Here is a 20,638-nt window from a genome sequence, read left to right on the forward strand (position 1 = left end):
AAGATAATCAAAAATTGTTGAAGTATTATTCCCCAATTTCTTATTGGATTTTTCCAAGCATCTTCGATGTTGATTATGGAAAGATAAATTGATTTTGATACCGAATGTCGATGGTAATTTGGGTAGACCTACTTTAGGTGAATATCCCGAATGGAACAATTCAGCAGTTTCATTGTTATTAATAGCAAACAAAATGAATTATATAATAAATGGCGAACTATTTAATTATTGGTACTTCCTCAGGAATAGGTAAAGCACTTTCTCTGCGATTGGCTGATAACGACCATCAGGTAATTGGAACTTTTAATAAAAATGAAATACATGCTGCACATGCAGGTATTAAATACCATAAATTAAATGTTTTGGATGAAAACTTTTCACTTGATTTTTTACCCGAAACTTTAGCTGGAATTATATATTGTCCGGGTAGTATTAATCTTCGTCCGTTTGAAAGAATTAAACCTGCTGATTTTATAAATGATTATAATTTACAAGTGGTTGGAGCAATAAAAATAATACAAGCTGCTATCTCAAAATTAAAAAACAGTGCCAATGCCGCTATTATATTATTTTCGAGCGTTGCCGTGCAAATAGGATTGCCCTTTCATTCACAAATAGCTGCATCAAAAGGAGCGATTGAAGGGCTCACCAAAGCATTGGCAGCTGAATATGCACCTAAAATAAGGGTGAATTGTATAGCTCCATCCCTCACCGATACGCCACTTGCTGCGACGTTTGTAAATAGCGAACAAAAAAAGGAAGCAAATGCACAACGACATCCACTAAAAAGAATTGGAACCATTGATGATATCGCTAATATGGCTGAGTTTTTACTTTCTGAAAAAGCAAGCTGGATAACTGGGCAAATTATGCATGTCGATGGCGGGATTTCAACTTTAAAAGTATCATAATAATATATAATGGCATCATATAGCATTTCAGATATAGCATCATGGGAACGTTTTTACCGAGCAAATTTTATTAATAGTCTTACAGGATTAAAATCGGTTAATCTTATAGGAACTGTGAACGAACAAGGGCAAACTAACTTAGCGATATTTAGCAGTATTGTGCATGTGGGCTCCAATCCAGCTTTGATTGGATATATAAACAGACCCGTAAAAGCTGCACCGCACACCATAGCTAATATTAAGGCAACAGGAATTTATACCATCAATCATATTAATCCACTTATTATACAAAAGGCACATCAAACAAGTGCAAAATACGAAGCTGGTATTAGTGAATTTGAGAAGGTGGGATTAACTTCTGAATTCAAAAAAAATATTATAGCTCCATTTGTGAAAGAGAGCAGCATAAAATATGCATTATCATTACAGGAAATAATTCCGATAAAATTGAATGATACTTTTCTGGTAATTGGAAAAGTAATTTCTATACAAATTGAAAAAGACATTATAGCTGAAGATGGATTTCTTCATCTTGATAAAGCAAATTCTATTTGCAGCAATGGTGTTGATGCTTATTATACTGCTGAGTTAATTGAACGCTATGAATATGCTAAACCTGATATAGAACCACAAACAATAAATTAGTAGGGTCTAGCGGGCTCTCAGGTATAAATCCAAATATTAAAAACGAAAAAAAACTACTCCCCACCTCCATTAAAATCAATACCTCCGCCCCCATCTTCTTCAGTAAATTTGGCACAATCAATCTCCAAAGTTAACTTCTTTTTAGGAGGTTCAAACATATCAGGAAATTCGATTTTTAAAGTTTCATCTGCTTGTACTTTTTGAAAAAATAATGACCATATAGGTAGTGACATCGTTGCTCCACTTCCATTGGCAGTGCTCTGAAAATGTATGGCCTGGTCTTCGCAACCTGTCCAACAACCCGCCGCTAAATTGGGCGTGATGCCCATAAACCAACCATCTGTATTATTTTGAGTAGTACCTGTTTTTCCACCAGTTGCTCCTTTAATTTTATATTTATTTTTTACTTCCCAACCTGTTCCATGCGAAGTAACACCTTCCAATATTCTACACATAATATAAGCAGTCTGTTCGCTCATGGCTTCCTGTGTTTCCACTTGAGGTGTATATAATACGTTGCCTGCTTTATCAGTTATTTTACTTATATATTGTGGCTTCACCCACAAGCCTTTGTTGGCAAAGGTGCTAAAGGCCCCAACCATTTCATATACACTCAAATCGAATACGCCCAAACAGATAGAAGGATAAGGTTCTAGCTTGCCCCTAATACCCATTTTCCGAGCCAAATCAATGACACTTTGTGGACCATTTGGCCCCATTTGTTTTAATAAATAAGCTACTATATTATTAACGGAACCCGACAAACCTTGATACATAGTGAGGTCTCTTCCGCTGCTGGTTCCATCGCTATTTTTAGGTGACCAATTTTCAAACTCTTCAAATACAACAGGCTGGTTTGGAATTTTGGTACACGGTGAAAAACCATTATCAACTGCCAATGAATATACAAAGGGTTTAAAAGTAGAACCCACTTGGCGGGTAGATTTTTTATTGACATGGTCGTATTTAAAATAGTTATAGTTTTGTCCGCCCACCCAAGCTTTTATCTGACCATTATGTGGATCCATGGCCATAAAACCACTTTGTAAAATCATCTTATAATATGCTATCGAATCATAAGGAGAAATCATGGTGTCACGCATACCGCTATAGGTCCATAACTTAGTTTTTACTTTGGTTTCAAATTCGCGGTTGATGTCTTTATCATTTGCATTTGAATGCTTTAATCTTTTATAACGATCAGTGCGTACCATATTTTCTTTACATAGTTTATCTAGATCGGGAGGTCTACGCCCACGCCATTCTCTATAAAAAGTTTTTTGCAATACTTTCAAATGTTCAATCATTGCTTCTTCTGCATATCGCTGCATTTTACTATTGATGGTCGTATATACTTTCAGTCCATCTTTATATATATCCAATCCATTATTCTCTGCCCACTCGTTTATTTCTAGCCGTAAATTTTCACGAAAATGTGTTGCCAATCCATCAGTATGATCATCCTGCGAAAACTCGACACCCAAAGGTAATAACCTTAACTTTTCAAATTCTTCCTTTTTTATAAAATCATATTTCTCCATTTGCCCCATCACGGTGTTGCGGCGGTTGATTGAATTCTCAGGATTTTTTACGGGATTAAATCTGCCAATAGCTTTCAAAATGCCTACCAATGTTGCGGCTTCCTGCACTTGCATTTCAATAGGTTTTTTATTGAAAAATACTTTGGCTGCACTCCTTATTCCAAAAGCATTCCCCGAAAACTGCACTGTATTAAAATACATCGTAACGATTTCTTCTTTTGTGTATCTTTTTTCTAATTGTATAGCCAAAACCCATTCTTTCAACTTGGTTAAAGTTTTCTTAAATACATTACTAAAATCATCGCGTTTGAAAAGATTTTTTGCAAGCTGTTGGGTAATGGTAGAAGCACCACGTTTTTTACCAATCATATTGGCTACAAAGCCAGTTCCCAATCCCTGAAAATCAATACCCGAATGTTTATTAAATCGTATATCCTCCGTTGCAATAAGTGCATTGATTAAGTTTGGGCCAATAGTTTTATAAGTTTCATTCGATCTGTTTTCTATATAATACTTCCCAATTACCACATCGTCCTCACTTATAACTTCAGTGGCCAAGCTTGATTTCGGATTTTCTAGTTCTTCTACTTTGGGTAAATTACCCGCCCAGCCCATCGCCACAAAAAATATGAGCAATGCAAATAATAAAAGACCAATAAGAAACGACAACCAAAACCATTTGATCTGCTGGTGGTAAGCCGAATTATATATATATGATTTTATTTTGTTCATGCTTTTTTAGTTGACAGTTTGCAGTTGTAACCCTGAGCCGTCCCGAATGTGTTCGGGAGAAGGGTGTCCGCGTCAGCACTATTCACTTTTAACTTTTAACTTTTAACTATTAACTATTAACTATTCCTCGAGGTATTTCTCCCAACCCACAAGTTCCAACCTTTTGGCTTTAAGTTCCACTTCATTTTTCATTTGGTTTTTATATTCTACTATTTTTTTTGCAAGCTCGGGTTTATACAATGCCAAAATTTGTGCGGCCAATATACCTGCATTTTTAGAACCATTGATAGCAACTGTTGCCACTGGCACACCAGGTGGCATTTGTACAATACTCAATAGCGAATCTTCACCGTGCAAAGATTTTGTTTGAATGGGCACTCCAATTACTGGCAATGTAGTGAGCGATGCTACCATGCCAGGCAAATGTGCCGAACCGCCTGCTCCTGCAATAATTACTTTATAACCCGCTTCGGCAGCTTTTTCAGCGAAATCGAACATGCGGCGTGGGGTGCGGTGGGCTGAAACAACAGTGAGCGTAAATTCAATATCAAATGTTTCTAACATTTTAGCGGCCTCTTGCATTACAGGTAGGTCGCTATCAGACCCCATAATGATGGCTATTTGTGCTGGCATAAATAATATTTATAATTTTGAAAACGCAAAGTTAATCGCTGTTGGGGTAATTTTAACCATGTGCCCTATATTTGCAGTGTTCTTTTATAGTTAAAGTTTTATTTTTGCATTAATGTCGGTGAGTAATCCAAAAATTTTGTAGCATGAAAAAATAAAATAAAAAATGATCCCGCCGCGGCGGAGTAAAATAAAAAATATCTCGGAGAGATGTCAGAGTGGCCGATCGAGCACGCTTGGAAAGCGTGTATACCGCAAGGTATCGAGGGTTCGAATCCCTCTCTCTCCGCAAATTTTGGGTTTGCACGCCACCGCAAATCTTTCAAACTAATAGCAAACAAAAGTGAAAACAATTTTCATTGTATTATATATATTTTTTCCTTTTTTTGTAGTTGCCCAAAGAGATTCTGTCGTCTTTCCTAAATTAAAATTTACACCACGGCAGCTTATTATACCTAGCACTCTTATCATAACAGGTTCTTTACTCACTTCTACGCAGCCAAATTCATTTAAAAACAAAGTAAAAGAGTATAGAAACATCCATTACCCCAATTTCAAAACTAAAGTCGATAATTATTTAGAATTTACACCTCTTTTGTTAACATTCGGATTAGAATTTTGCGGAATGAAACCAAAGAATAATTTATTACAACGCACCCTTATTATTGCCAAAAGTCAAATTATTTCCAATAGTTTTTCAAATATATTAAAATACACAACCAAAAACTTAAGACCCGATGGAAGTACTTATAATTCTTTCCCTTCAGGTCATACCAGTCAAGCATTCTCCATGGCTGCAATACTAAGTGTGGAATTTGGCAAAAAATATAAATGGATGCCATTTGCCAGTTATGCAATTGCTACCTCTGTAGGAATTTTAAGAATTATGAATAACCGACATTATATTTCCGATGTAATAGCAGGTGCCGGCATTGGAATACTCTCTACCAAGATTTCTTATTGGACCCACCGTTATCGTTGGGGTAAAAATTAATATGCCAAAAAAGAAAATTATATTTATTATCAATCCATTATCGGGTAGAGGCAAGGGACAAAAAGTTTCTGACAGGGTGAATAATTATATATTTGAAAACAGTGAAGTGGAATCATACCTCACGGATAGCATAGAAGAATTTCACAATGTAATACAAATCGCAATAAATGAAAAACCAAAAGCTATAATAGCCGTAGGTGGCGATGGCACAGTGAATGCGATTGCAAGTCAATTAGTGAATACCGATATTGCGGTAGGAATTGTACCTATAGGTTCGGGCAATGGGCTTGCACGAGATTTGAAAATACCTCTAAATATTAATAAAGCACTATATAAAATCGACCACCCACAATTCAAAACTATTGATGCGGGAACCGCAAATGGCAAGTACTTTTTTTGTGCTGCGGGTATAGGTTTCGACGCCCATATCAGTAAATTATTTGCGAAATCAAAACGACGTGGATTTGCCAGTTATCTTTGGTTGAGCATGCAAGAATTTTTCACTGACAAGCCACAAGACTATGATATTTATATCGATGGCAAATTATATAAGCGTACTGCTTTTCTCATTGCAATTGCCAATGCTTCGCAATATGGCAACAATGCCTATATAGCACCATCTGCAGATATGAATGACGGGGTTCTAGATGTTACTGTTTTAAAACCTATTAAGTTATATGAAACACCCATATTAGCATGGAGATTGTTCACTAAAAAAATATATAACAGTGCCAAAGTAGAAAGTTTCAAAGCAAGAGAAATCATTATAAAAAGAACAGACTCTGGTGTGATACATTATGATGGGGAAAGTATGATAACTGGCAATGAAATAAAGTATACTATTATAGAAAATGCCTTGACGGTATTGGTGTAGTAATATTATAATCAGAAGACCGAAGCTAGGAGTCGGAAGCTGTTTTTATCATATCTTATTCTTGCAACTTCCTACTTCCAACTTCGGTCTTCCCTTCGCCGCGGCGAACTAACTTCTAACTTCTAACTCCCAACTTCAGTCTTCCCTTCGCCGCGGCGAACCCACTCCGGTCTTCCTACTTCGGTCTTCCTACTTCAGTCTCCCAACTTCCATTATCTAAATTCTCTTCTCCCATTCATGACTTTTATCAGTATTGCAAATGATGCTGCTCATTTTGTATAACTGGCAAGGGGTTCACCTTTGCAGTTGTATAATACAGCACAGTGAGCGAAACCTTAGAATCCATTGACACCATTTGCTACCATTGTGGTGAGCAATGCGATGGCAGTATTCACCTAGAAGAAAAAGATTTTTGTTGCGAAGGATGCAAACAGGTTTTTTTATTATTGAACGAAAACAATCTTTGCAATTATTATAACCTCGAGCAAAACCCCGGAATAAAAATCAAAGGCAAATTTATTTCTGAGAGGTTTGCTTATTTAGATGATGAAACTATCATTAACAAACTCATCCAATTCAAGAGTGACAAGCAAGTAAATGTCGTCTTTCAATTACCACAAATACACTGTTCATCTTGTATATTTTTATTGGAGAATCTGCATAGAATTGAAAAAGGCGTAATACGCTCGCAAACAGATTTTCAGCGTAAAGAAATATTTGTGAGCTACGATCCCAAAACGATTAGTTTGAGAAAACTGGTGGAACTATTAGCTTTTGTTGGGTACGAACCACCTATAAGTTTGCGTGACGATTCAGAACAAAAACAAAAAAGTGGAATATTTAATCGCAAAAGAATATATGAAATTGGTATAGCGGGCTTTTGTTTTGCCAATATCATGATGCTTAGTTTTCCTGAATATCTCTCTTCGGGCAATATAGAAACATTAGGTCTCAAAGAAACATTTACTTGGCTGATTTTTGCCCTATCCCTGCCCGTTTTATTATATTGTGCTCCTGTCTTTATTATATCAGCTTATAAGGGATTGAGACAAGGATTTTTAAATATAGATGCTCCCATTGCATTGGCTACTTTGGTTACATTTTCTCGCAGTTATTATGAAATCATCACCCATACCGGAGCAGGATATTTAGATAGCGGAACAGGAATCGTTTTTCTAATGTTAGTAGGTCGTTGGTTTCAAGATAAAACCTATGATTCGTTTTCTTTCGACCACGATTACAAATCTTTTTTTCCCTTAGGAGTTACTATTATACAAAATGGTAAAGAAAAAAATATCCCGATTACGCAACTCATAAAAGGCAATCGTATTATTATACGCAACGAAGAAATGATACCCGCCGATGCTGTACTCATCAAGGGAGAAGCTCATATTGACTATAGCTTTGTGAGTGGTGAAAGTACGCCCGTTTCAAAACACAAAAGCGAACTACTTTTTGCTGGAGGAAAACAAATGGGCAGCCCTATCGAAATGGAAATGGTGAGCGAGGTATCGAGAAGCTATATAACACAATTGTGGAATAACAACAAACTTGATGAGCAGCAGTGGAGAAAAAATACGAGGAAATCTTTTATACATCCTTGGAGCAGATATTTCACTTTGATACTTTTTAGTATTGCAATAGTTACTGCTATGTATTGGTGGTGGTTCAATCCAGCCAATATTTTACCCACTTTAACCTCTGTATTAATAGTTGCTTGCCCTTGCTCACTATTATTATCAGCCACATTTACCTATGGCAATATGATGAGAATTTTAGGCAAAAATAAATTATATTTAAAAAACGCTAACGTAATAGAAACCATGACAAAAATTGACAACATTATCTTCGACAAAACCGGAACCATTACACAGAGCAATGCTGCCACAGTAGAGTATGATGGCAAACCTTTAGCAAGCTGGCAAATCGCCATGATTAAAACTTTGGTAAAGCACTCTGCACATCCGCTTAGTAAAATTCTATCTAATTATATAACTAATGAAGTAAGTAACAATATTACTGTAACACATTTCAAGGAAAAACCTGGCAAAGGGCTAGAAGGCATAATCAATGGTGTGCGGGTAAAAATTGGTGCTCCCTACTTTTTATGCGATAATTATCCAGAAAATCTAAAATCGGAGAATGGATCAACAGTATATATATCTTTTAATGGCATAATCGTAGGTAAATATCATATCAATAATTACTATAGAGACGGTATGACTCACGCTATTGCTGCGTTAAAAGAAGCCAAATATCCGCTACATGTATTATCGGGCGATAATGAAACGGAAAAAGAAAATTTGCAAAAAATGTTTGGAACTGATGCTGCTATATATTTTCACCAGTCGCCAGTTGATAAATTAAACTATATAAAAAAATTGCAGCAAGAACATAAAAACGTATTGATGGTGGGCGATGGCCTTAACGATGCTGGAGCCTTGTTAAAAAGCGATTTAGGAATTGCTGTAAGTGATAATGCTGCGAGGTTCACCCCTGCTTGCGATGCAATAATTGATGGCGAACAAGTTACTCAAATTGCTCAATTTCTTCGCTATTGCCAACAGGGAAAAAATATAGTGACGGCAAGTTTTGTCTTATCCATATTATATAATATTGTTGGTTTATCTTTTGCCGTTTCGGCAAACCTATCGCCCATGGTAGCAGCTATATTGATGCCTGCAAGCAGTATTAGCATTGTGCTGCTTGTTACCCTAGCCTCCAATTGGCATGCACGAAAGCTATCCGTTCAAAAAATAAACTGATACTTATCACTTTCATATTTGATTGCTGTCATTTAACCTTTTTATGACTATATATAATTTTGCTGTATAGTTCGGCAGTATATAACACAACATTTAACCATTAACCTCCTGAGCATAGCCGAAGGAAACCATTAACCATGAGTGCAATTTTTATATTATTAGGTATCAGTATCGTGGTGGCAGCTAGTTTCTTAATTGCATTCTTATGGAGCGTAAAAACAGGGCAATACGACGATGATTATACACCTTCTGTCAGAATATTGTTCGATGATATACCTCCAACAAAAATTGAAACAGAACCGACTATTTCAGAATAAATATCACAACTATTATATCATATTTCAAATAATACATATATGCAGATAGAGAAATTTCAATACGACAATCAGATTGTAAAAAACTTTATCTATGCCACTATCATATGGGGCGTAGTAGGTATGTTGGCCGGGCTTTGGGTCTCGCTGCAATTAGTTTTCCCGAGCTTGAACATTACCCAATATGGATCATTTGGCCGACTAAGACCACTGCATACCAATGCGGTAATTTTTGCATTTGTGGGCAATGGTATTTTTATGGGAGTATATTATTCTCTGCAACGATTATGTAAAGCCCGAATGTATAGTGATGTATTAAGTAAAATACATTTTTGGGGCTGGCAACTTATTATAGTAGCTGCGGCAATCTCTTTACCAATGGGAATGACCTCAGGAAAAGAATATGCTGAACTAGAATGGCCAATAGATATTGCCATTGCATTAATATGGGTCGTATTTGGTTGGAATATGTTTGCTACAATATTAAAACGCAGAGAAAAACATTTATATGTGGCAATCTGGTTTTATATTGCTACTTTTATTACAGTAGCTGTATTGCATATTGTAAATTCTTTTGAACTTCCTATCAGTATTTTCAAAAGTTATAGTTGGTATGCCGGTGTTCAAGATGCCTTGGTGCAGTGGTGGTACGGCCATAATGCCGTTGCATTCTTTTTAACAACTCCTTACTTGGGTTTAATGTACTATTATATGCCCAAAGCAGCCAATCGCCCTGTATTCTCTTATAAACTTTCTATTATACATTTTTGGGCTTTAATATTCTTATATATATGGGCTGGTCCTCACCATTTATTATATACAGCGTTACCAAATTGGGTGCAATCAATTGGAATTGTATTTTCATTTATGCTTATTTTCCCAAGTTGGGGAGGTATGATAAATGGACTATTAACTCTTCGGGGAGCATGGGACAGGGTAAGGGATGACGTAATTCTCAAATTCTTTGTTGTTGCTGTAACATGCTATGGTATGGCCACTTTTGAAGGGCCTATGCTATCATTAAAAAATGTAAATGCCGTAGCCCATTTTACGGATTGGATTGTCGCTCACGTTCACGTGGGGGCTTTGGGTTGGAATGGTATGCTTACTTTTGGTATTATATATTGGTTAATACCTAGAATTTTTAGAACAGAATTATATTCAAAAAGAATGGCAAGCCAACATTTTTGGTTAGGAACCTTGGGTATTATATTCTATGCAATTCCTATGTACTGGGCAGGTTTTATGCAAAGTAGCATGTGGAAACAATTCACCGATGCAGGGCAGTTAAAATATTCATTCCTCGAAACTACAATTAATATGCGTCCATTTTATGCGATGCGTTCCGTAGGTGGATTACTATTTATTATAGGTGTGATACTAATGGTATATAATATATATAAAACGGTGAAAGCTGGTAAACTACTAGCAAATGAAGATGCAGAAGCTCCTGCGTTAGAAAAAAATTATGTGAAACATGCGGGCGAACATTGGCACAGAGCCATTGAGCGACGCCCTGTGAAACTTATGATATTTAGTTTGATTGTGATTTTAATCGGAGGTGCTATTGAAATGATTCCAACATTTATGATCAAATCTAATATACCTACCATATCAAGTGTGAAACCATATACACCACTCGAACTGGAAGGACGTGATTTATATGTTCGTGAAGGATGTTATACTTGTCACTCACAAATGATTCGCCCTTTCCGAAGTGAAACTGAACGGTATGGTGAATATTCAAAAGCTGGTGAATTTGTATATGACCATCCGTTCCAATGGGGCAGTAAACGCACGGGGCCAGACCTTGCACGAGAAGGCACAGGCAATTTGAAAAAAACAAATGGATGGCATTTTCGACATTTCAGAGAACCATCGTCAATAAGCCCTGGCAGTGTGATGCCAGCATATCCCTTCCTACTCGAACAACAATTGGATGTATCTACCTTAAGTAATAAGATTAGAGCTATGCAAACCTTAGGTGTACCTTATCCCCCAGGATATGAAAATGAAGCTTTGGGTGATTTGAATAAACAAGCAAATGAAATAGTTCAAAGTTTAAAATCTGATAGTATACAAGTTGCACCAAACAAAGAAGTGATTGCACTGATAGCTTATATACAAAGATTAGGGAAAGATATTTCGGCTTCTAAAACTATTAATACTAATAAATAATTATCATGTTCAAATTTATCAAACAATACGCAGAATCAATATCAGGCATAGATATTTATCCAATAATTTCTTTGTCAATTTTCCTCATATTTTTCATAGTGCTATTAGTATATGTTTTCAAAATGGATAAGCAAAGGGTTGCCGAGATTTCAAGTTTACCGCTAGATAATGAAGCTCCTGATCAGTCAAAAAATTAATACATCATTCTATGAAATTGATTCAAGTTATTAGTAAAATATTCGCTCCAATGTTTACATTATTATTTTCATCAACCATCATGCATGCTCAAGAAATAAGTAAAAACAATATAACAAATGAAAATATTTTTAACGTGTTCCTATCTTCCACAGCCATGTTACTAGGTATTGCTATAGTAGTAATAGTGGGCGTTCTAATCACAATTACTATGGTAACAAATAGTAAAAAGGAATTAATACACCGCAATGCACAAATAAAAACTATACTTCTTATCATAGGGTTTGGTTTACTTTCCCAAAACACTTTTGCCCAAGACGCCGCTGTAGAAGTTGCCGAAACTCAAAGCAGTTCAGGAGTGTTTACAACCTTTATCCAATACTGGTTTATGGGATTAATCGTATTGTTTATGATAGTGATATTATTGCTTTTTGTAACACTAAAGAACCTGTCAAAAATATATAAACAAAAAGCTCCCGAAGTCCAAAAAATAGGTTCATTGCCCAAATGGTGGCACAATTTAGATAAAAAAATATTTACCAAAGCTATACCTGTTGAGCACGAAGCTGATTTTCTCCTAGACCACGACTATGATGGAATTAAAGAGTTAGATAATGCTCTACCACCTTGGTGGAAATATGGTTTTTATATAACCATCGTTGTTGCTTTTGTTTATATGTATAATTATCATGGTGGCGGAGACGGAAAAAACCCGTTAGAAGAATATGAAACTGAGATTGAAAAAGCAAAAGCTGATCAAGAAATATTTGAATCAAAAAATAAAGACAAGATAGATGAAACCAATGTACCCATGGCTGATGTTTCTGGACTGGAAAAAGGAAAAGAAATATTTACAACCGCGTGTTTTGCTTGCCACGGAAAATTAGGCGAAGGTGGTGCTGGTCCAAACCTCACCGATGATTACTGGATTCACAAAGGTTCATTGAATGATATATATTTATCAATCAAAAATGGATTCCCCGATAAAGGTATGCAAGCTTGGAGCATCAAATACAATCCCAAAGAAATGAGTTATCTGGCTAGCTATATCAAAACACTAAAAGGAACAAAACCCGCTAATGGCAAGGCTCCCCAAGGTGATCTATATACTGAAGGTGAAAATACAGCTTCAACAACAGATTCAACAAAAAACAATTCAACAGTAAAGTTAAAATAAGTCCTAATCGGCAGGTGTTAACGATGTTTAATGCTTGCCGATTTTGTATTTTATAAACACTAAAAATAATGACTAGCGACAACAATATAGAACATGATGAGTCTTTCAGAGATTCCGTCGCTACTATATCGAAGGAGGGTCGAAGAAATTATATAAATCCCAAAAAACCGCACGGGAAATTATATACTAAAAGAACTATATTCAGTATATTTTATCTCATTGTTTTTTTTACACTTCCTTTTATTTATGTAAACGATGAACCATTGTTGATGATAAATATATTGGAAAGGAAATTTATTCTTTTCGGTGCTATTTTTTGGCCACAAGATTTTTTTATATTTGGCCTAGGAATGGTCACCTTCGTGGTATTTATCGTTTTGTTCACCGTTGTTTTTGGTCGAATCTTTTGTGGCTGGGCTTGTCCGCAAACTATATTTATGGAAATGGTATTTCGCAAAATAGAATATTGGATTGATGGTGATTCCACCCAACAAAAACAATTAAGGTCTATGCCTTGGAAAGGCAAAAAAATCGCCAAAAGAGCTTTTAAATTCGTCGCTTTTTTTATCATATCTTTCATCATTTGCACTTTCTTTTTATCATATCTTATTGGTATGAAAAATATAGAACACTATGTCCTGTACCCTGCTGAGAATCTAGGCAGCATCACAGCTTTATTTTTCTTCTCGTGGGTGTTTTTTTTCGTGTATTGGTGGTTCAGAGAGCAAGCCTGCATCGTAGTTTGTCCCTATGGAAGATTGCAGGGTGTTTTGCTCGACAAAAATTCCATCGTAGTTGCATATGATTATAAACGTGGTGAGCCTAGAGGGAAAATAAAAAAAGAAGACCCCACCGCATATAGCGATTGTATTGATTGTGCTGCTTGTGTGCGTGTATGCCCCACGGGTATTGATATACGCAATGGTACACAACTTGAATGTGTGAATTGTACAGCCTGCATAGATGCGTGTGACGATATAATGGAAAGTATACACAAGCCCAAAGGATTGGTTCGTTATGCATCCGAAAATAGCATATCAAATGGCGTTCAATTAAAATTCACAACACGTATCAAAGCATATACTGTAGTTCTTACTTTACTAATTTCTCTGTTAGTATTTCTAGTGGCAAGTAGAGAAGATATTGGAGCTACGTTGATGCGTGTTTCTGGCATGACTTATCAAACTCTTCCCGATGGCAGAATTTCTAATTTATATAATTTAAAATTACTCAATAAAACACATAAAGAAATAAATATATTCTTAAAATTGGAAAACATGGATGGCGAGGTGTCCTTGGTGGGTAGCAGTGTTTCAACAATTAAAAAAGCAGATTATACACACTTGGAGTTTTTTGTAAAACTAAAAAGAGGGGATTTGAAAAGTTGGAAAACTAAATTAATTATAAGCATACTCGATACCAAAACACTTAAAAAAATAAAAACCTTGGAATGCAATTTTCTTGGACCTGAAATATATAATTAGTTGGCAGTGCACAATGGACAGTTAACAGTACTACGCAAACAAAAACTACAAACTGTAAACTGTAAAATAAAAAATTAAAAATGTAATCCGCCGCAGCGGATAAAATAGTATGAATTGGGGTTATAAAATTATCATAGTATATGCCGTATTTGTTGCTGGCATTTTGTTTCTGGTCTTTAGATCGGTAAACGAAAAAATTGATTTGGTTACTGACGACTATTATGCCCAAGAACTCAAGTACCAAGACCGAATTGAAGATATTAAGCGTTCCAATAAATTAAGTGCCGAAGTGATTTGCAAAACAGAAAACGATAAAGTATTCATCAAATTCCCTTCAGAATTTAATGGCAAAAACATCAACGGAAAACTACTTATATATTTCCCTGCCGACAAAGAAAAAGATATACATAAGAATTTTACGACAACCAATGCGGAACTAGAACAAACATTAGCTCCTAATACGAAAGGTGCATATTCCATTCAAATAAATTGGTCATGCGGTGGTGAGAATTATTATTTCGAGAAGAAAATATTTATACAATAAACTAACAAATGTTAGAATTAATACTCGCAGCATATGGAATTGGCATCGTTGGCAGCTTTCACTGTGTGGGTATGTGTGGCCCCTTGGCTCTATCACTTCCCCTCAACAACCAAAATACCAATGCGAAAATTTGGGGAGCACTATTATATAATATCGGCCGTGTGGTTACCTATTCCTTCTTCGGATTTATATTTGGTTTGATCGGTAAAACATTTTCTTTCTTTGGATTTCAACAATGGCTATCTATCAGTTTGGGAACGGCAATTATTATATATATGCTTTTTGGCAAACGAATGCGTAATTATATATCATACCCAACTCAAGTCACAAAATTTTTCTCTCATCTACGAAGTGCTTTGGCCAAACTGTATAAAAACCAAAACTTAAGCAGTCTTTTTGCCATTGGTTTATTGAATGGGCTCCTCCCCTGCGGACTGGTATATATAGCCGCCGCAGGAGCTGTATCCACCGGCAATGTAATGCATAGCATCATATTTATGTCAGCCTTCGGAATGGGTACGTTACCTGCTATGTGGAGCATCGCATTTTTTGGAAATTATATAGCCCGCCGCGGCAGGAAATTAAGACAAAGGATAAAAAATGTATATCCCTATATCATGGTTTGCATGGCAGGATTATTAATTATTCGTGGTTTGGGATTTGGAATTCCCTATTTAAGTCCGAAAGTAAATAGCCAAACGAATACAATAGAACAATGCCATGATAAGGGCGAGGATATTTATTGTAAAGGTAAATAAAAGATGCTTTTATAAATCCTCCAACACTTCGCAACTAAAAGGGCAATAATATATATACCGTTGTATTCACCTTTTGTAAAGTCCTAAACTTCCAAAAGGCACTGTGAAACTTTCCTGAAAATCTTACGATAAACTTTTTATTTGTTTAGCTCGTCTTATCAGTTTACATTTGCCTTAGTAAATCCAATTCATTAAAACTTTAAAAACTTAACTAAATGAAAAACAACATGTTACCCCCCCCCCCACATTTCAAATTCTATTCGCCACAGCGAATTAAACCTTTACTCCCAGTCTTATTCTAGACTTGGTAGATTTTCAACTTTATTTATTGTGTTACTGTTAACTTTTTCACCCTTTGGGAAAGTAAATGGGCAATGTTACCTAATAAACAATCTAAGTGCGAATTCAAACAGTCCTGACCCTTATGAAATATGTCCCGAACAAATATGTACACTTGAGGTATTAATACCATGTGTTGTAGCAACTACTTTTACATATAATACTGTCAAATGGTATCAAAAATATAGTTTATCCCATACTAATTATGTTACCTTGCAGCAAAGTGGTGGTTCAACCCAATTCATAATTGATAATAATTCTACGCAGAGTAAAATAATAAACACAAGTTACATTCCAGCTCTTAATTCCCGTAACAATTTTAAATACTATTACGAGTTGTACGTGGGGTTGACTTAGTGGCTACGTCAGATTCATTATCTTTAGACATTATGAAAGTACAATATAATAATATTTTCCCTACACCTTATGCAACAAGCTGTATTGATGACAAAATTGTATTTGAAGCCCCAAATATGATTGGACAGGAGGTTGACTGGTATATGAACGAAACTCATTGCGGGAATGCTTCGCATTTGCCTGCATGCTCATCAAATAATGCCGCTCTTCTTATTCAAACAAATAGTAATTTATTATCATATGTAGTTCAAGGTGGATTTGAATATAAAATATTTTATAGGGTTTATCCATTTTCTGCGATAACCTGCACAACCCAATATCCATCGGGAGATATCATCATACGAATACCCTATAAACTTGAAATTTTACTGGGGACCAAAACTCCTAGTGGTACTACCTTAGAAATGGATGTTACAGCATTCGCACAGAAAGGAGGTATCAATGGGCGATATCCAAATTATCATAATTTTCAATGGTATCGAAATGATCTTGCAATAAGTGGTGCAAATAATACTTCCTATCTGGTTACATTGCCAGGCATATACTATCTTAAAGCATACAGTGATTGTGGACTTAGAACATCTTCTTCAATTACTTTTGATTGCAACAACCTACCGTGGACTCTACCCACCACTTACACAAATAAAACTTTTACAGCTAATGCAACTGTTACAGGAAATTTTTACGTAATAGGAACGGTGACGATAGACCCCGGAGTTACCGTGAATATACAAAACGGCAATATGATATTGGCTGCATGTAGTGATATTATCATTAAGAAGGGAACAACTATTCCGAATAAAAGTGGGGGCGTATTAAACCTATTAAATATGAAACTTGCCAGTTGTGGGGCATGGAAAGGTATTACAGTACAAGGCGAAATTGCTTCTAACAATGCGGCAAATAAACATGGTAAATTAATTGTGGATGGCAGCATGATTAGTGATGCAGAAATTGGAGCATACGCATATAATGGTGGTATTTTAGATGTAAAAAACAGTAGTATATTTGAGAACAATACTATGCATTTGGCTTTGATGAACTATACAGTAGACAAACAATTGGCAACCATAGCCAATACAAAATTTACCTATCTAAAAAACACTTCTAACAATTGTAATTTTTCGTTGCCCACCATACAAAATTCATCGGTAAGTAAAAATGTATATATCGATAATTGTTACGGAGCAATATTTACGAGTTGTGATTTTAACGAGTTAGACAGACAAAACACATTCACTACAAATGCCATTGAAGGCTTAACAGTAAATTCACCAAACATCAATATTTATGGATTAGATGTGATGAACACCACTTTTAACGGGTCATACGAAAGAGGAATTAAGTTAACTGGATTTACAAAAGTTAGAATTGGCACCAGTGACTTTAAATCTCTTGCAGGTGGAATTTTACAAAATGGCATTTATGCAAAAAATGGTAGTGCTCTCGAAATTCTAAATACAAATATTGGTGTTCAAGCATCTAATACGAATTTATATGTATCAGGTTTATATTGCGAACAAACCGAAAATGCTTTACTTAGGTTAAATACAGTAAAACATTGCTACAATGGTGTTGAATATTACCAACCTAGTAGTGTGAGCCTCCCCTCTTATCTTACCCGAAACATATTCGAAAACTGCGATTGCGGAACACTAATAAGCCCGCAATGTAGCCCAATTGGTAATGTGAGTTGTAATACTTCTACCAACCAAATTAAACTGAGAATGCGGTGCAACGAATTTTACACCTATGATGGAATTGTAGGTAGCGGCAATTTGATGGACCAGGAATACTCAACTGGCAATGGTGATGATTGGGGAAATATATTTAGCACTAGTAGGTTTGATATTGCATGGCAAAATAGCAATGCAAATGGATATACTTTACCTAAGATATTTTATTATACTGCAGCTCTTCAACCAAATAAAAACCTTCCTCTTAATTCTTCAATTACATTAAATAATACAGCTATCAATAATGGAAATTATGCAAGTAATTATGATGCACAACCAAAACCTAATATTGTGGTTAACTGTGGGAGCTTGAGACCCGTATTTTCAAACTTTTATACTCAGAAAGACTCAATAATATATAACAACTACAGCATTTTTCCAAACCCCGCAACAAATCATATTATAATAGCAGGAAATAATGAAAACTTGGTCATGGTTTATATATACGATATGACTGGAAAAATGATAAGGGAAGTCAATCTGCTTGATATTACTAAAGGTAAGTTAATGCAAATTGGCAATATTCCCAAGGGGATATACAGCATTATTTTAAGAGGTCGTGAAGGTGAATTATTATATAAAGAAAAAAATGTTTTCATTGAAGAATAAAATATTTATATCGCTTCTGTTAACATTATTGTATTCATCAAATTCTGTTGTTGCCCAAATGGGTAACAACTGGTGTATAGGTAGACATGGTGGAGTCAATTTCAACACAACCCCTCCAAGTCCTTTTTTATCAGCTATAAGTGATACTAATATTGGACAAACAACATCAAATAAAAATATAACCGTGAATCCAGTTACAGTTTCTGACTGTGCAGGAAACTTATGGTTTTATAGTGCTGGTATTACTGTATGGAATAGATACCATGCACCAATGCCAAATGGCATGTTGGGACTAAATAAGTATGGAAGTGCGACATTTTCAATGGCCATACCAAAGCCTGGAGACGATTCAGCATTCTATCTTTTAATAATGCCTAGTTACGGGTATTACTATACATTGGTAGATATGCGACTTGATAGCGGGCGAGGTGATGTAGCTTTTCAACCTAAAGTACTTGAAGATACAGGTAGTTATAATTGGGGTCAATTAACGGGGCTATATATTAAACATATAAATGATACAGATTATTGGATAGTGGTGAGACCGGGTTATGATATTTTTAAAAGTTTTTTGGTTACTAAAGACAGCATTACAAGCAAGGCTGTGCCCAGCAATGGTGTGGTAAAAGGACTTGATTTTACTCTTCGATTAAGAGCCACAAGGGATGGATTAAATATCTTGGTACCAAACACAGTAGTGAATAGTAATTATGGGTTACTACAATCTTATAAGTTCGACCGCAAAACAGGTAAGTTATCTAAGCCCACAGACTTGATAAAACGAGTATGGCTACAAAATAGGTTTGATTGGGTTTTGTATCCTGAACTTTCTGCCAATGATTCTATTGTATATTATGGTTATGTGGACAATACATCAGGCAAGGCATCAAGCAAAGACAAGATATTTATATGCCAGCTTCAACGTTTTGCAAGCAACCCAACTAAGACTATTAAATATATAGACACACTGAGCGTTGGGCCCGGATCCGCAAGTTTAGCAGGGATTAAACTGGGTCCAGACAATAAATTATATTACGTCCAAAATATTAGCAAAATTAATGTAATACATTATCCTGATATAATCGGTACTAATTGCAAAATACAGCATAATTATATAGACATATATCCTGCATGGAATGGCATAAATATGCCTTGTATGGACTTTCCTATTAAACGTATTAACAACCATTTTGTAATAAGTGGTGCAAACGGTTGTGGGTATGATACCGTAACCTTTTCCGCAGATGCAGATAGTGGCTTTAAAAGTTATAACTGGTATTTTGGCGATGGAGATAGTGCAGTGGGTAAAAGTGTGGTACACCAGTACAGAAAAGCAGGTAGCTATTATGTAAAACTTGGTTGTGAGCTAGGCAATTGCGGTTACATACAATGGGTGGGAGATAGTGTTTCTATTAAATTCAAACCTAATATATCATTAACAGATACTACTTATTATACATGTGGGAAATATAATATAGAAACAAAATTAAATTATAAATATAGCGATACTATCTCTTTACACTTGGGCAATAAAGATACTATATTATATGTAAACAATACAGATACGGTGAATACATTTATATACAAACAAGTATTAGATACCAATGGAACTTATATATATTATGCTGCTGCAAAAAATCAAAATTGTTATGATAGTGTGGCGTTATTAAAACATATAGTTAATATACACCCGAAACTCATATTGAATTTCACCCCCAATTACCTCCAAAGCTGTGGCAATAGCACCATTACACTTACAGATAGCAGTGGTATGGATAGCATCATCCAACAACGTAAATGGACCATCGAGTTCCCGATAGCTATCGGGACTAACATAAAAGAATATGATACGGTG

General features: G+C 35.5%; 15 protein-coding genes and 1 tRNA gene. 14 read left to right on the forward strand and 2 right to left on the reverse strand.

The genetic code is table 11. The features are described 5' to 3' along the window. Positions 1-209 precede the first annotated feature (209 nt). Both SGJ10_07405 and SGJ10_07410 read left to right on the forward strand, forming a co-directional pair. On the forward strand, positions 210-911 hold the full coding sequence (locus tag SGJ10_07405) for an SDR family oxidoreductase (protein ID MDZ4757948.1): 702 nt from the start codon (positions 210-212) through the stop codon (positions 909-911). Positions 912-920: 9 nt separating this feature from the next. Beyond that, on the forward strand, positions 921-1,556 hold the full coding sequence (locus SGJ10_07410) for a flavin reductase (GenBank protein ID MDZ4757949.1): 636 nt from the start codon (positions 921-923) through the stop codon (positions 1,554-1,556). Between the two features lie 53 nt (positions 1,557-1,609). Here SGJ10_07410 and SGJ10_07415 read toward each other — a convergent pair whose 3' ends face one another. Both SGJ10_07415 and purE read right to left on the reverse strand, forming a co-directional pair. Beyond that, on the reverse strand, positions 1,610-3,829 hold the full coding sequence (locus SGJ10_07415) for a transglycosylase domain-containing protein (GenBank protein ID MDZ4757950.1): 2,220 nt from the start codon (positions 3,827-3,829) through the stop codon (positions 1,610-1,612). A gap of 120 nt (positions 3,830-3,949) precedes the next feature. Next, positions 3,950-4,462 carry a 5-(carboxyamino)imidazole ribonucleotide mutase gene (gene purE, locus SGJ10_07420; protein ID MDZ4757951.1) on the reverse strand — a complete coding sequence of 171 codons (513 nt, stop codon included), beginning with the start codon at positions 4,460-4,462 and terminating at the stop codon, positions 3,950-3,952. A gap of 201 nt (positions 4,463-4,663) precedes the next feature. Here purE and SGJ10_07425 point away from each other — a divergent pair. The 12 genes from SGJ10_07425 to SGJ10_07480 form a co-directional block, all read left to right on the forward strand. Next, positions 4,664-4,748: transfer RNA gene (locus tag SGJ10_07425), tRNA-Ser, on the forward strand. A 54-nt stretch (positions 4,749-4,802) separates the two neighbouring features. After that, positions 4,803-5,453 (forward strand): phosphatase PAP2 family protein, encoded by a 651-nt coding sequence (locus SGJ10_07430; protein MDZ4757952.1) that lies wholly within the window; start codon positions 4,803-4,805, stop codon positions 5,451-5,453. A 1-nt stretch (position 5,454) separates the two neighbouring features. Further along, positions 5,455-6,327 (forward strand): diacylglycerol kinase family lipid kinase, encoded by an 873-nt coding sequence (locus SGJ10_07435; GenBank protein MDZ4757953.1) that lies wholly within the window; start codon positions 5,455-5,457, stop codon positions 6,325-6,327. Between the two features lie 323 nt (positions 6,328-6,650). Further along, the gene (locus SGJ10_07440) at positions 6,651-9,092 is read left to right on the forward strand and encodes a heavy metal translocating P-type ATPase metal-binding domain-containing protein (protein MDZ4757954.1); all 2,442 of its coding nucleotides are present in this window, start codon (positions 6,651-6,653) and stop codon (positions 9,090-9,092) included. A 137-nt stretch (positions 9,093-9,229) separates the two neighbouring features. Beyond that, complete coding sequence (ccoS, locus tag SGJ10_07445) at positions 9,230-9,409, forward strand: cbb3-type cytochrome oxidase assembly protein CcoS (protein ID MDZ4757955.1); 180 nt, start codon at positions 9,230-9,232, stop codon at positions 9,407-9,409. A gap of 39 nt (positions 9,410-9,448) precedes the next feature. Continuing rightward, positions 9,449-11,584 (forward strand): cytochrome-c oxidase, cbb3-type subunit I, encoded by a 2,136-nt coding sequence (gene ccoN, locus SGJ10_07450; GenBank protein MDZ4757956.1) that lies wholly within the window; start codon positions 9,449-9,451, stop codon positions 11,582-11,584. A 208-nt stretch (positions 11,585-11,792) separates the two neighbouring features. Continuing rightward, positions 11,793-12,956 carry a cbb3-type cytochrome c oxidase N-terminal domain-containing protein gene (locus tag SGJ10_07455; protein ID MDZ4757957.1) on the forward strand — a complete coding sequence of 388 codons (1,164 nt, stop codon included), beginning with the start codon at positions 11,793-11,795 and terminating at the stop codon, positions 12,954-12,956. Between the two features lie 68 nt (positions 12,957-13,024). Further along, positions 13,025-14,440 carry a cytochrome c oxidase accessory protein CcoG gene (gene ccoG, locus SGJ10_07460; GenBank protein ID MDZ4757958.1) on the forward strand — a complete coding sequence of 472 codons (1,416 nt, stop codon included), beginning with the start codon at positions 13,025-13,027 and terminating at the stop codon, positions 14,438-14,440. Positions 14,441-14,549: 109 nt separating this feature from the next. Next, on the forward strand, positions 14,550-14,984 hold the full coding sequence (locus SGJ10_07465) for a FixH family protein (protein ID MDZ4757959.1): 435 nt from the start codon (positions 14,550-14,552) through the stop codon (positions 14,982-14,984). A gap of 8 nt (positions 14,985-14,992) precedes the next feature. After that, on the forward strand, positions 14,993-15,742 hold the full coding sequence (locus SGJ10_07470) for a sulfite exporter TauE/SafE family protein (protein MDZ4757960.1): 750 nt from the start codon (positions 14,993-14,995) through the stop codon (positions 15,740-15,742). 728 nt (positions 15,743-16,470) lie between these two features. Beyond that, positions 16,471-18,783, forward strand: a complete 2,313-nt coding sequence (locus tag SGJ10_07475; protein MDZ4757961.1) for a T9SS type A sorting domain-containing protein — start codon at positions 16,471-16,473, stop codon at positions 18,781-18,783. Positions 18,784-18,811: 28 nt separating this feature from the next. Next, positions 18,812-20,638, forward strand: a 1,827-nt coding sequence (locus SGJ10_07480; protein ID MDZ4757962.1) for a PKD domain-containing protein, incomplete at its 3' end; no start/stop codon positions are given.

The organism is Bacteroidota bacterium (assembly GCA_034439655.1).
Taxonomy (GTDB): domain Bacteria; phylum Bacteroidota; class Bacteroidia; order UKL13-3; family UKL13-3; genus CANJUD01.